At 70.4% G+C, this 13,351-nt stretch carries 10 protein-coding genes; 4 read left to right on the top strand and 6 right to left on the bottom strand.

The genetic code is table 11. The features are described from left to right. The first annotated feature begins 37 nt into the window (after positions 1-37). The 4 genes from ACIQWG_RS21245 to ACIQWG_RS21230 all read left to right on the top strand — a co-directional run bounded on the left by ACIQWG_RS21245 (position 38) and on the right by ACIQWG_RS21230 (position 7,489). Complete coding sequence (locus ACIQWG_RS21245) at positions 38-1,546, top strand: cytochrome ubiquinol oxidase subunit I (RefSeq protein ID WP_404097996.1); 1,509 nt, start codon at positions 38-40, stop codon at positions 1,544-1,546. Between the two features lie 20 nt (positions 1,547-1,566). Then, positions 1,567-2,586 carry a cytochrome d ubiquinol oxidase subunit II gene (gene cydB / locus ACIQWG_RS21240; protein WP_404097993.1) on the top strand — a complete coding sequence of 340 codons (1,020 nt, stop codon included), beginning with the start codon at positions 1,567-1,569 and terminating at the stop codon, positions 2,584-2,586. 72 nt (positions 2,587-2,658) lie between these two features. Further along, positions 2,659-6,156, top strand: a complete 3,498-nt coding sequence (gene cydD / locus ACIQWG_RS21235; protein WP_404097990.1) for a thiol reductant ABC exporter subunit CydD — start codon at positions 2,659-2,661, stop codon at positions 6,154-6,156. 253 nt (positions 6,157-6,409) lie between these two features. Beyond that, positions 6,410-7,489 (top strand): M23 family metallopeptidase, encoded by a 1,080-nt coding sequence (locus ACIQWG_RS21230; RefSeq protein ID WP_404097987.1) that lies wholly within the window; start codon positions 6,410-6,412, stop codon positions 7,487-7,489. A gap of 17 nt (positions 7,490-7,506) precedes the next feature. Here ACIQWG_RS21230 and ACIQWG_RS21225 read toward each other — a convergent pair whose 3' ends face one another. The 6 genes from ACIQWG_RS21225 to ACIQWG_RS21200 all read right to left on the bottom strand — a co-directional run bounded on the left by ACIQWG_RS21225 (position 7,507) and on the right by ACIQWG_RS21200 (position 13,349). Beyond that, positions 7,507-8,376, bottom strand: a complete 870-nt coding sequence (locus tag ACIQWG_RS21225) for an HAD hydrolase family protein (protein ID WP_404097984.1) — start codon at positions 8,374-8,376, stop codon at positions 7,507-7,509. Positions 8,377-8,511: 135 nt separating this feature from the next. Continuing rightward, positions 8,512-9,414 carry an LLM class flavin-dependent oxidoreductase gene (locus ACIQWG_RS21220; RefSeq protein ID WP_404097982.1) on the bottom strand — a complete coding sequence of 301 codons (903 nt, stop codon included), beginning with the start codon at positions 9,412-9,414 and terminating at the stop codon, positions 8,512-8,514. Between the two features lie 41 nt (positions 9,415-9,455). Continuing rightward, on the bottom strand, positions 9,456-9,902 hold the full coding sequence (locus ACIQWG_RS21215; protein WP_404097979.1) for a hypothetical protein: 447 nt from the start codon (positions 9,900-9,902) through the stop codon (positions 9,456-9,458). Positions 9,903-9,927: 25 nt separating this feature from the next. Continuing rightward, complete coding sequence (locus ACIQWG_RS21210) at positions 9,928-10,476, bottom strand: RNA 2'-phosphotransferase (protein ID WP_404097977.1); 549 nt, start codon at positions 10,474-10,476, stop codon at positions 9,928-9,930. 122 nt (positions 10,477-10,598) lie between these two features. Then, entirely contained in the window at positions 10,599-11,576 is a 978-nt protein-coding gene (locus ACIQWG_RS21205) for a MerR family transcriptional regulator (protein WP_404097974.1), read from the bottom strand. A gap of 15 nt (positions 11,577-11,591) precedes the next feature. Further along, positions 11,592-13,349 carry an SDR family oxidoreductase gene (locus ACIQWG_RS21200; protein ID WP_404097972.1) on the bottom strand — a complete coding sequence of 586 codons (1,758 nt, stop codon included), beginning with the start codon at positions 13,347-13,349 and terminating at the stop codon, positions 11,592-11,594. Positions 13,350-13,351: the final 2 nt, after the last annotated feature.

Here is a 13,351-nt window from a genome sequence, read left to right as displayed (position 1 = left end):
GTGAACGCTTTCACAAGCGTAGGTAAGGAGCGGCGACGTGGACCTGGCTTTGGCGCCGGAGACCTTGGCGCGATGGCAGTTCGGCATCACCACCGTCTACCACTTCCTGTTCGTCCCCCTGACGATCTCGCTGGCCGCCCTCACGGCCGGGTTGCAGACCGCCTGGGTACGCACGGAAAAGGAGAAGTACCTCAGGGCCACGAAGTTCTGGGGCAAGCTCTTCCTGATCAACATCGCGATGGGTGTCGTCACCGGCATCGTGCAGGAGTTCCAGTTCGGCATGAACTGGTCGGACTACTCCCGCTTCGTCGGTGACGTCTTCGGCGCTCCGCTCGCCTTCGAGGCACTGATCGCCTTCTTCTTCGAGTCCACCTTCATCGGCCTGTGGATCTTCGGCTGGGACAAGCTTCCGAAGAAGATCCACCTGGCCTGTATGTGGATGGTCTCCATCGGCACGATCCTGTCGGCGTACTTCATCCTGGCGGCCAACTCCTGGATGCAGCACCCCGTCGGCTACAGGATCAACGAGGCCAAGGGGCGGGCCGAGCTCACCGACTTCTGGCTTGTGCTGACCCAGAACACGGCGCTCGCCCAGGCCTTCCACACCCTCTCGGCGGCCTTCCTCACCGGCGGCGCGTTCATGGTCGGCATCTCGGCCTTCCATCTGCTGCGCAAGAAGCACATCCGGGAGATGAAGACCTCGCTGCGGCTCGGTCTGGTCACCGTGGCGATCGGCGGCCTGCTCACCGCGGTCAGCGGTGACACGCTCGGCAAGATCATGTACGAGCAGCAGCCGATGAAGATGGCCGCGGCCGAGGCACTGTGGGACGGCGAGGAGCCGGCGCCCTTCTCGGTCTTCGCCGTCGGCGATGTCGACAAGGGCCACAACAAGGTCGCCATAGAGATCCCGGGTCTGCTCTCCTTCCTGGCCAAGGACGACTTCAGTTCGTATGTGCCGGGCATCAACGACGTCAACAAGGCCGAGCAGGAGAAGTACGGGCCCGGCGACTACCGGCCCAACATCCCCGTCGCCTACTGGGGCTTCCGCTGGATGATCGGCTTCGGCATGACGTCGTTCGCCATCGGCCTGGTCGGACTCTGGCTGACCCGCAAGAAGTTCATGCTGCCGCAGCATCTGCGGGTCGGTGACGACGAGGTGCCGCATCTTGTGCTGCTCCCGAAGAAGGCGCTCGGCCCCAAGCTGACCAAGTGGTACTGGCGGATCGCCATCTGGACCCTGGCCTTCCCGCTGATCGCCAACTCCTGGGGCTGGATCTTCACCGAGATGGGCCGTCAGCCCTGGGTCGTCTACGGCGTCCTGCGCACCCGTGACGCGGTCTCCCCCGGTGTCTCCCAGGGCGAGGTTCTCACCTCGATGATCGTCTTCACCACGCTGTACGCCGTCCTCGCCGTAGTCGAGGTCAAGCTCCTGGCGAAGTACGTCAAGGCCGGCCCGCCCGAGCTGACGGAGGCCGACCTGAACCCGCCCAAGAAGATCGGCGGCGACTCCGATGACGCCGACAAGCCGATGGCCTTCTCGTACTAGGCCGAGGGAGCTGCTCAGTCATGGAACTTCACGACGTCTGGTTCGTCCTGATCGCCGTCCTGTGGACCGGCTACTTCTTCCTGGAGGGCTTCGACTTCGGGGTCGGGGTGCTCACCAAGCTGCTCGCCCGTAACCGGCCCGAGCGGCGGGTGCTGATCAACACCATCGGCCCGGTCTGGGATGGCAACGAGGTGTGGCTGCTGTCGGCGGGCGGTGCCACCTTCGCCGCCTTCCCCGAGTGGTACGCCACGCTCTTCTCCGGCTTCTATCTGCCGCTGCTGCTCATCCTGGTCTGCCTGATCGTCCGGGGCGTGGCCTTCGAGTACCGGGCGAAGCGCCCCGAGGAGAAGTGGCAGAGCAACTGGGAGCAGGCCATCTTCTGGTGCTCGCTGCTCCCGGCGTTTCTGTGGGGCGTGGCCTTCGGCAACATCGTGCGGGGCGTCAAGCTCGACCAGGACCATGAGTACGTCGGCAGTGTCCTCGACCTGCTCAACCCGTACGCGCTCCTCGGCGGACTGGTGACGCTGACGCTGTTCACCCTCCACGGGACGGTGTTCACCGCGCTCAAGACCGTCGGGGAGATTCGGGAACGAGCACGGAAGTTGGCACTGTGGGTCGGTCTCACCACGGCCGTGCTGGCGTTGATCTTCCTGCTCTGGACCCAGGTCGAGAACGGTGACGGCCAGAGCCTGGTCGCGCTCGTGGTGGCCGTGGCCGCGCTGGTGGCCGCGCTGGTGGCGAACCAGGCCGGGCGCGAGGGATGGGCGTTCGCCTTCTCCGGTGTCACCATCGTGGCCGCCGTGGCGATGCTCTTCCTGACGCTCTTCCCCAACGTCATGCCGTCCTCGCTCAATGACGACTGGAGCCTCACGGTCACCAACGCCTCGTCGAGTCCTTACACCCTGAAGATCATGACCTGGTGCGCGGTGATCGCCACGCCGGTCGTCATGATCTACCAGGGCTGGACCTACTGGGTGTTCCGCAAGCGGATCGGTACGCAGCACATCGCTGCGGACGCCACCGGGAAATCCGCGCACTGAGTCCGCCGCGGCGGGGTGGTTCACGACGTTTCACGTGAAACACCCCGCACTGGACCGAAGGGCCTGTTTCACGTGAAACCGATCGATCCGCGTCTCCTCCGATACGCCCGCGCCACCCGGCTCTTCCTGATCGCGGTCGTCGGCCTGGGCGCCGTCGGTGCGGTGCTGGTCATCGCCCAGGCGATGCTCATCGCGGAGGCCGTGGTGGGCGCGTTCCAGCACGGGATGACCGCCGCTGAACTGCGCACTCCCCTGCTGCTGTTGGCCGCTGTCGCCGTCGGTCGCGCGGTGGTCGCCTGGCTCACCGAACTCGCCGCACATCGCGCGAGCGCGGCGGTGAAGTCCGAGCTGCGGGATCGGCTGCTGGAGCGGGCGGCCGAGCTGGGGCCAGGCTGGCTGAGCGGACAGCGGACCGGATCGTTGGTTGCCCTGGCCACCCGGGGGGTCGACGCGCTCGACGACTACTTCTCCCGCTATCTGCCGCAGCTGGGACTCGCGGTCGTCGTGCCGGTGGCGGTGCTGGCGCGGATCGTGACCGAGGACTGGGTGTCGGCGGCCATCATCGTCGCAACCCTGCCGCTCATTCCGATCTTCATGATGCTGATCGGCTGGGCCACGCAGTCCCGGATGGATCGTCAGTGGCAGCTGCTGTCCAGGCTGTCCGGTCATTTCCTGGACGTGGTCGCGGGCCTGCCGACCCTGAAGGTGTTCGGACGGGCCAAGGCGCAGGCCGAGTCGATCCGGCGGATCACCGGCGAGTACCGCCGGGCCACCATGCGGACCCTGCGGATCGCCTTCATCTCCTCCTTCGCGCTGGAGCTGCTCTCGACACTGTCGGTGGCACTGGTCGCCGTGACGATCGGCATGCGGCTCGTCCACGGCGAGATGCATCTGTACGACGGCCTGGTCGTCCTCGTGCTGGCGCCCGAGGCCTATCTGCCGCTGCGGCAGGTGGGTGCGCAGTACCACGCCGCGGCAGAAGGGCTGTCCGCCGCCGAGGAGATCTTCGAGGTTCTGGAGACCCCCGTGCCCGCGTCGGGCACGGCGCCGGTGCGGACCGGCACCGTTTCCTTCGAAGCGGTCTCGGTCCGCTATCCCGGCCGGACCACCGACGCCGTTACGGACGCGTCCCTCACCGTCGAATCCGGTGAGACGGTCGCCCTCGTGGGGCCGAGCGGCGCGGGCAAGTCGACGCTGCTGAACGTGCTGTTGGGCTTTGTGCGCCCCGCCGAGGGACGCGTCCTGGTCGGGGGAACCGATCTGGCCGAGCTCGACCTGGCGGAGTGGCGCTCGCGTATCGCCTGGGTGCCCCAGCGGCCCCATCTTTACGCGGCGACCATCGCCGAGAACGTACGGCTGGCGCGGCCCGAAGCGGACGACGACGCCGTGCGACGGGCGTTGGCGGATGCCGGAGCCCTGGAGTTCGTGGACGCGCTGCCCGAGGGCGTCGACACCGAGCTGGGCGAGGACGGAGCCGGACTGTCGGCGGGGCAGCGGCAGCGGCTCGCGCTGGCCCGGGCGTTCCTCGCGGACCGGCCGGTGCTGCTGCTCGACGAGCCGACGGCCGCGCTCGACGGGGCCACCGAGGCCGAGGTCGTGGAGGCCGTGCGAAGGCTGGCGGTGGGGCGGACGGTACTGCTGGTCGTGCACCGCCCGGCGTTGCTGGGGGTGGCGGACCGGGTGGTGCGACTCGCCGAGGCCGCGGCTCCTGTCCGGCCGGATGAGCTGCCCAGCACGTCCCCCGAGCGCTCGGCCGAGGGTGCCGTACACGACGGTTCCGGCGCGCTGGACGCCGAGGCCGTGCCGCTCGCAACGGACCGTCGCGGTGTTCTCGCCCGGGTCCGCGCCATGTCCGGTCCGCATCGTGGCCGGCTCGTCCTGGCCCTGCTGCTCGGCAGCCTCGCGCTCGGCAGCGCGGTCGGGCTCATGGCCACCTCCGGGTGGCTCATCTCGCGGGCCTCGCAGCAGCCGCCCGTGCTGTACCTGATGGTGGCCGTGACGGCGACACGGGCGTTCGGCATCGGGCGGGCCGTGTTCCGATACGCCGAGCGGCTCGTGTCGCACGACGCGGTGCTGCGGATGCTGGCCGACACCAGGGTCGCCGTGTACCGGCGACTGGAGCGGCTGGCGCCGGCCGGACTGCGCCGTACACGTCGGGGCGATCTGCTGTCGCGGCTCGTCGCCGATGTGGACGCCCTCCAGGACTACTGGCTGCGGTGGCTGTTGCCCGCGGCGTCCGCGACCGCCGTCTCGGCGGGAGCCGTGGGCTTCACCGCCTGGCTGCTGCCCGAGGCAGGCGCCGTGCTCGCGGTCGGGCTGCTCGCGGCGGGCGTCGGAGTCCCGCTCGTCACGGGCACCGTTGCCCGCCGGGCCGAGCGCAGGCTCGCGCCCGCCCGAGGAGTGCTGGCGACGCGGGTTACGGATCTCCTCAGCGGTACCGCCGAGTTGACCGTGGCCGGTGCCCTGTCCAGCCGTACGGCCGAGGCGCGGCGGGCCGACGGAGCGCTCACTCGGATCGCCTCGCGGGCGGCCACCGCGACCGCCCTCGGCGACGGACTCATCGCGCTGATCTCCGGGCTCACGGTCGCCGGCGCCGCCCTCGTGGGGGCTCAGGCGGTTGCCGACGGTCGGCTGGGCGGGGTGACGATGGCCGTCGTCGTGCTCACCCCGCTGGCCGCTTTCGAGGCCGTGCTGGGGCTGCCGCTCGCCGTGCAGTACCGCCAGCGGGTGCGCAAGAGCGCCGAGCGGGTGCACGAGGTGCTGGACGCGCCCGAGCCCGTGCGGGAACCGGAGCGGCCCCGGCAGGCGCCCGCGTCACCTTTCCCGGTCGCCGTCAGGGGCCTGAGCGCCCGGCACGCCGGTCAGGACCGGGACGCGCTCGACGGCTTGGACCTGACCTTGGCGGAGGGGCGCCGGATCGCTGTCGTGGGACCGTCCGGATCCGGCAAGACGACGCTGGCGCAGGTACTGCTGCGGTTTCTGGACGCGGACGGGGGTTCGTACACGCTGGGCGGCGTGGACGCGGTCGCGCTGGACGGCGACGAGGTGCGGCGGTTCGTGGGGCTGTGCGCGCAAGACGCGCATCTCTTCGACAGTTCCGTGCGCGAGAACCTGCTCCTCGCCAAACGGGAGGCGACCGAGGACGAACTGCGCGACGCGCTGCGGCGTGCCCGGCTGCTCGACTGGGCCGACGGCCTGCCCGACGGGCTGGACACGCTCGTGGGCGAGCACGGGGCACGGCTGTCGGGCGGGCAGCGGCAGCGGCTCGCGCTTGCCCGCGCACTGCTCGCCGACTTCCCCGTCCTGGTGCTCGACGAGCCCGCCGAGCACCTCGATCTGCCCACCGCCGACGCCCTCACCGCCGATCTGCTGGCCGCCACCGAGGGCCGTACGACCCTGCTGATCACGCACCGGCTGGCCGGGCTGGAGGCAGTGGACGAGGTGGTCGTGCTGGACGAGGGGCATGTGGTGCAGCGGGGGACGTTCACGGACCTGGCCGCTGTGGACGGGCCGCTGCGGGGGATGCTGGAGCGGGAGGCCGCGGCGGATCTGCTCGTGGGCGCGCCCTAGCGGCCAAGGCCAAAGCCAGGGACAAGGCCAGGGACAAGGCCAGGGACAAGGCCAGGGCCAAGGCCAGGGCCAGGGACAAGTCCGGGGTCAGGGTCAGGGTCAGGGCCAACGACCGGGCTCCCGCATCGGTGGCCCGGCACGGCCCCGCCGCCGCTCGCGTCAACGTCCGTACTGACCCGTCCGCAGCAACGCGTCCCCCAGGCGTACGACCTGAACAGGACGACGCTCCCGTTCAGGGGCCAGGATCGCTGATATGCGCTCATATCGCCTTCGCCGCCTGGTCGTTCCGGCGCTGTTGTGTGCGCTCGTCCCGCTCATGGCCCAGCCGGCCGGAGCCGTCGGTGACAGCAAGGGCGCCCCGGGCAACGGCACCGGTACCGGCGGTGACATGGGCCTCAGCGCCCAGGTGGCGCAGCTGTACGAGGACGCGGCCAAAGCGACCGCGCGGTACGAGACGGGCCGGCAGGAGGCCGAGGGGCAGCGGGCGCAGGCGCAGCGGATCGAGTCGTTGCTCGACCGTGAGCGGCGGGAGATCGGCGTGCTGCGCGAGGACCTGGGCCGGATCGCGCGCGCCCAGTACCGCACCAGCGGCGGGATGCCGCTCACCGCGCAGATCATCCTCGCGACGAGCCCGGAACAGCTGATGCGCGGTCAGCATGTCTTCTCGCAGACGAATCTGGCCGTCAACAACGCCATCGAGAAGAGCCGTCGCGCGGAGCAGCAGCTCGCCAAGGACGAGGCCAAGGCCGACGCGGCCTGGCAGAAGCTGGAGAAGCGCAACGCCGACCTCGCCGAGCTGAAGAGGGGTGTCGAGCAGAAGCTCGAAGAGGTGCGGTGGGAGTTGCAGGGACAGGCCGACGCCTCCGTGGCCGCCGGTTCCTGCCCCGGTGCCGTCCGACTCGACCAGAAGCAGAAGGAGTTCAGCAGCGCGTGGGTCCCGCCGGTGGCGTCGTACGAGCTGTCCGCCGGGTTCGGCAGCGGGGGATCGCGCTGGGCGAACCGGCACACCGGGCAGGACTTCGCGGTGCCGATCGGCACACCGGTGCGGGCGGTCGGGGACGGGCGCGTGGTCAAGGTGGCGTGCGCAGGAGCCTTCGGCATGGAGGTCGTCGTACGACACACGGACGGCTACTACACGCAGTACGCGCATCTGGCGTCCGTCGCCGTCGATCAGGGTGAGCAGGTGGACACCGGGCAGTGGATCGGTCAATCGGGCACGACCGGTAACTCCACCGGACCGCATCTGCACTTCGAGGCGCGGATCACGGCGGAGTTGGGATCAGGTGTGGATCCGGTGCCTTGGCTGTCGGAGCGGGGAGTGGAGCTCGGGTAGATCCGGGTCGACCGGACCTAGTAGTGCTCGGCCAGCAACCGCTCGATCACGATCGCCACGCCGTCCTCGTTGTTGGCGACCGTCCGGCCCGACGCGGCGGCGATCACATCCGGGTGAGCGTTGCCCATCGCGTACGACTGGCCCGCCCACGTCAGCATCTCGACGTCGTTCGGCATGTCACCGAAGGCCACGACCTCCTCGTGCGAGATCCCGCGCTCGGCGCAGCACAGGGCGAGCGTGCTGGCCTTGGAGACGTCGGGGCCGCTGATCTCCAGCAGGGCGCTGGGGCTGGACCGGGTGACATTGGCGCGCTCGCCGATGGCCAGACGGGCCAGGGTGAGGAAGGCGTCGGGGTCGACGGTGGGGTGGTAGGCGAGGATCTTGAGCACGGGCTCGCCGGCGCCCGGAGCGTCCGGTGCCAGGAGGGCCTCGGCCGGCGCGAGCTCGTCCGGGACCTCCATGTGCAGCTTGGGATAGTCCGGCTCCTGGTAGAAGCCGTACGTCTGCTCCACCGCGTAGACCGTGCCGGGCGCCGCGTCCCGCAGCAGCCGTACGGCGTCCAGCGCGTTCTCCCGGGCCAGCTCGCGCACCTTCACGAAGCGATGGGCGCCGGGGCCGCCGTGCAGGTCGACCACCGCGGCGCCGTTGCCGCAGATCGCGAGGCCGTGACCATGGACGTGGTCGCTGACGACATCCATCCAGCGCGCCGGGCGGCCGGTGACGAAGAACACCTCGACGCCCGCCTTCTCGGCGGCGGCCAGCGCGGCGACCGTGCGCGGGGAGACGGACTTGTCGTCCCGCAACAGGGTGCCGTCGAGGTCGGTGGCGATGAGCCGGGGGCGCACCGCGGCGGCCGGGTTCTGGGGCTGTCGAGTCGCTGAGGTCACCGGCTCATTCTCCTGCATATGCCTGCACGGTCGGGCGGCGGTCCGCACATCTGAGGCGGCACCTGAGGAGATACCGCCCCTGACGGCGTCCCGCCCGTGCTGCCACGCCGGACGGGCGAGGGTCGGCCGCCGGGCTCACCGCAGCTGTGCCACCGCATCCATCGCGATCTGCTCGAAGACCTTCTGCTCGGCCACGAAGTCGGAGTCGGGGATCGGCCAGTGGATCACGATCTCGGTGAATCCGAGTTCCTGATGGCGCCCCGCGAAGTCCACGAAGGCGTCGAGGGACTCCAGCGGACGGCCGCGGTCCGGGGTGAATCCGGTGAGCAGCACCTTGTCGACCTCGGCCGCGTCCCGGCCGATCGCGGCACAGGCGTCGGCCAGCTTCTCGACCTGTCCGCGAATGGCTTGAACCGACTGTTCGGAGGTGCCGTTCTCATACAGCTTGGGGTCCCCCGTGGTCACCCAGGCCTGTCCGTACTGCGCCGCCAGCCGAAGCCCGCGCGGTCCGGTCGCGGCGACCGCGAAGGGCAGCCGGGGGCGCTGGGCACAGCCCGGGATGTTGCGCGCCTCGTGCGCCGCGTAGAAGTCACCCTCGTACGACACCGAGTCCTCGGTCAGCAGCCGGTCCAGCAGCGCGACGAACTCGCCGAACCGGTCGGCACGCTCACGCGGGGTCCAGGGCTCCTGGCCGAGCGCGGTGGCGTCGAAGCCGGTACCGCCGGCGCCGATGCCCAGCGTGACGCGCCCGCCCGAGATGTCGTCGAGGGAGATCAGTTCCTTGGCCAGGGTCACCGGATGCCGGAAGTTCGGCGAGGTGACGAGCGTGCCCAGCCGCACCTGGTCGGTGACGGCCGCGGCGGCGGTGAGCGTCGGCACGGCACCGAACCACGGGCCGTCCCGGAAGGTGCGCCAGGACAGGTGGTCGTAGGTGTACGCGGCGTGGAAGCCGAGCTGCTCCGCGCGCTGCCATGCCTCGCGGCCCCCCTCGGACCAGCGGCGATACGGGAGGATCACGGTGCTCAGGCGCAGACTCATGCATCGAGCCTAAGCGGCCGAACGGGTTTCACGTGAAACGGTCACCGCACGCGGCTGCTCAGCCACGGAGTGAGGGTGACCATCGGCATGAACTCCTTGTGCGTCCGGTCCCCCGGCAGCGGCACGATCAGGAAGTAGCCCGGCGGAAAGCGGCGCGCCCTGACGTGGGCCAGGCCGTCGAGGACGGAGCGCAGGAAGGCGGGCACGTCATCGCGCGGGACATCGGGGCACTCGACCCCCTCGATGGTGATCATCGCGTCGTCCTCCGGGTAGAGCCGCACGCTCACCCGGGGCGAGCCGCCCAGCTCGACATAGGCCTCGTGGGGCAGTGAGCCGTCCGGGTCCGCGGTCACGCCTACGCCGGCGGCGCTGCGCCGGGAGGTCTGGTCGGCGCCGATGTCATGGCTCACCTCGATCTCGCGGCCGTACTCCGCGGCGATGGCGCGCAGCGCTGTGACGGCGGATTCCGTGGTGGGAAATTGGTCCATACCACTGATCATGCCGGACGGCAGGTCAGTGCGACTCGGGAAAGCGCAGATATTCCGGGGGAACGGCCTTCGTCAGCCACACGCCGTTCGCGCTGACGTGGAAGACATGGCCGTCTCGGTGCATCGCACCGGCGTCCACGGAGAGCACCACCGGTCGGCCACGCCGGGCGCCGACCCGTGTCGCGGTCTCACGGTCCGCCGACAGGTGTACGTCGTGCCTGTTCATGGGCCTGAGGCCCTCGCTGCGAATGGCGTCCAGACTGCGCGCCACGGTGCCGTGGTAGAGGTACGGCGGCGGGGTCGCCGGGGGCAGTCCGAGCTCGACGTCGATGCTGTGGCCCTGGCTGGCGCGGATCCGGGTGCCCTCGATCGCGAAGCGCTGCTTGTCGTTGCAGGCGACCACGTGGTCCAGCTCGTCCCGGGTGAACCGGAATCCGTGCCCGGCCGCGGCGGCGATCAGCGTGTCGATCTCGACCCAGCCGCCCTCGTCGAGGATCAGCCCGATCCGCTCGGGCTGGTGGCGCAGGTGCTTCGAGAGATACTTGGACACCTTCACGGTGCGTCTTTCGTCCATGCCACCAGCCTGCCGGGCGCGACACGAATCACGCGAATGATTTCGCTCCCGATGTTTGATCCACAAGCAAGTGCGGTTATCCACAGGGGAATTGGCGCTTCTGTGGACAACGAGCGGTCGTTTCAAGGGGTTTCGTCAAGATCAGCTGACGGTCTGTGGGTTCCGGCGAGCCGGTCCAAGGCCCGTGCACGCACTTCCCGTTCCGCGGCCAGCGCGATGAACTCCGCGGCCCGCTCCGGACCAACCAAGGCCTCCACGGCCGTCATCGTCTCCGACGGTATCGTCACGTTTCGCATGATTTCGTGCGTATTCGCTCCCTCGCCCGTGCCCAGCCGGTGGCGCAGATGCCGCACGGCCAACAGGCGCATGGCGCGCGCCAGTTCCGCGTCCACCGTGTGCTGGGCGAGCGGGCGCAGGCGTCGTACGAGAGAGGCCGCTTCGGCCGCCTCCGCGTCCGTCGGGCGGTGCGGTCCTTCGAGGTAGCGGGCGAAGACGTGCTCGGTGGTGAACTCCAGGAAACGGGAGGCGATGTGCTCGACCTGCCCCCTCAACTCCCGCAGATGGCCCGAGATCGCGGACAGTGGCACCCCGGCGGAGTTCAACTCCACCGCGACGGCGAGCTCTTGGGGGCTCGGCACCAGGAAGGACTCCTCGTCGCCGGGCACCGGCTCCAGCACCCCGAGTTCCACGGCCTCGGCCACCGCCGCGTCGTCCGGGGAGCCGCCGAAGCGTTCGTCCAGCTCGGCGCGCGAGATCCGGACCGCCTTCTCGTCCGTCCAGGGCCCGTCCACCTCGGCGGCCAGGCCGAGCACCCCGCCCAGGCCTCGGCCGGCGTCCCAGGCCTCCAGGAGTTCCTTGATGGAGGCCAGGGTGTAGCCGCGGTCGAGGAGGTCGGCGATCTGGCGCAGGCGGTCGAGGTGGGCGTCCGAGTAGACGTTGGCGCGGCCCCGGCGCTCCGGGCGGGGGAGCAGCCCCCGGTCCTGGTAGGCGCGGATGGTGCGGACGGTGGCACCGCTGAGGTGCGCGAGGTCCTCGATCCGGTAGGCGGCCGGAGCCGGGCCGGCGGCCGCCCCCTGTCGGCCCGCGCTGTCCTCACTCATATCGGCGGCTCGCCCTCACAGCGGTGGTTCCAGCCGCGCGATCCTGCGCAGCGCCTTCGGCGTGAACCTCGACATCAGATAGGCCCCGCGCGCCTCCGGCGTCACCGGAACGACCGCCTCACCGCGCACCACCGCCCGCAGGATCGCGTCGGCGACCTTCTCCGGCGGGTAGTTCCGCAGCCCGTACAGCCGCGCGGACTTCTTCTGGCGCCGCTTCTCCTCCTCGGTGTCGACCCCGGCGAAGTGCGCGGTCGAGGTGATGTTGGTGTTGACGAAGCCCGGGCATATCGCGGTGACGCCGATGCCCTGCCCCGCCAGCTCCGCGCGCAGGCACTCGCTCAGCATCAGGACGGCCGCCTTGGACGTGCTGTAGGCGGGCAGCGCCTTCGAGGGCTGGTACGCCGCCGCCGACGCGGTGTTGACGATGTGGCCGCCCTGTCCGCGCTCGGCCATCTGCCTGCCGAAGAGCCGGCAGCCGTGGATGACGCCCCACAGATTGACGTCGAGGACCTTCTTCCAGTCCTCCGGTGTGGTGTCGAAGAAGGAGCCCGACAGCCCGATCCCGGCGTTGTTCACCAGGACGTCCACCACGCCGTACTCCTCGGCGACCTTGGCCGCGAGCTTCTCCATGGCCTGCTCGTCGGCGACGTCGACCGTCTCCGCCCAGGCCTCGGGAGCGCCGATCAGCCGGGACATCTCGGCCGTGCGGGACGCCGACTCGGTGTCCCGGTCGACGGCCACCACGCGCGCGCCGGCCTCCGCGAAGGCGTACGCCGTGGCCCGTCCGATGCCGCTGCCCGCACCCGTGACCAGGACGAGCTGTCCGCCGAAGCGGTCGGCGTACTTCCCGTTCGCCGTCACTCCCTCCGGGCGCCCGCCCTCCACGGAGGTCACGAACTCGGTGATCCATGCCGCCAGCTGGTCGGGACGGGTGCGCGGAACCCAGTGCTTGGCCGGGAGGGTGCGCCGGGTCAGCTGCGGAACCCAGCGCTCCAGCTCGTCGTAGAGCCGCTCCGACAGGAACGCGTCCTCCAGGGGCGTGATGAGCTGCACGGGCGCGTGTGCGTAGGCGTCGGCGCGCGGCCGGGTCAGCCGGGGCCGTACGTTGTCGCGGTACAGCCATGCCCCGTGCGCCGCGTCCGCCGCCAGGGACGAGGTCGGGTAACCGCCGCTGGGGGCCTTCTCCAGGCGCTCCAGGATGCGCGGCCAGTGCTTGCCGAGGGGGCCGCGCCAGGCCAGCTCGGGCAGTACCGGTGTGTGCAGCGCGTAGACGTACCAGGACTTGACGCCCTGGCCGAGGAGTTGGGCGACCCGGCGCGGAGTGGGGCGCTTCAGGCGCCGGTCGATCCAGTGGCCGAAGTGGTCGAGGGACGGTCCCGACATCGACGTGAAGGACGCGATGCGGCCCTCGGTGCGCCGCACGGTGGTGAACTCCCAGGACTGCACCGAGCCCCAGTCGTGCCCCACGAGATGCACCGGCCGGTCCGGACTGACCGCGTCCATGACGGCCAGGAAGTCGTCCGTCAGCTTCTCCAGCGTGAACCCGCCCCGCAGCGGCTTGGGCGCCGTCGACCGGCCGTGGCCGCGGACGTCGTACAGCACCACGTGGAAGCGGTCGGCCAGTCGCGGGGCGACCTCGGACCACACCTCCTTGCTGTCCGGGTAGCCGTGCACCAGGATCACCGTCGGCTGGCCGGGATCGCCCAGTTCCGCGACGCACAGCTCGACGCCGCCCGTCCGTACGACGCGCTCACGCGCACCCTGAAGCGTCACCG

Origin of the sequence: Streptomyces sp. NPDC098781, from assembly GCF_044759995.1 — a bacterium.
Classification (GTDB): Bacteria; Actinomycetota; Actinomycetes; order Streptomycetales; family Streptomycetaceae; genus Streptomyces.
Note: the sequence above shows the minus strand (reverse complement) of the source record. Positions and strands in the feature narration are given on the sequence as shown.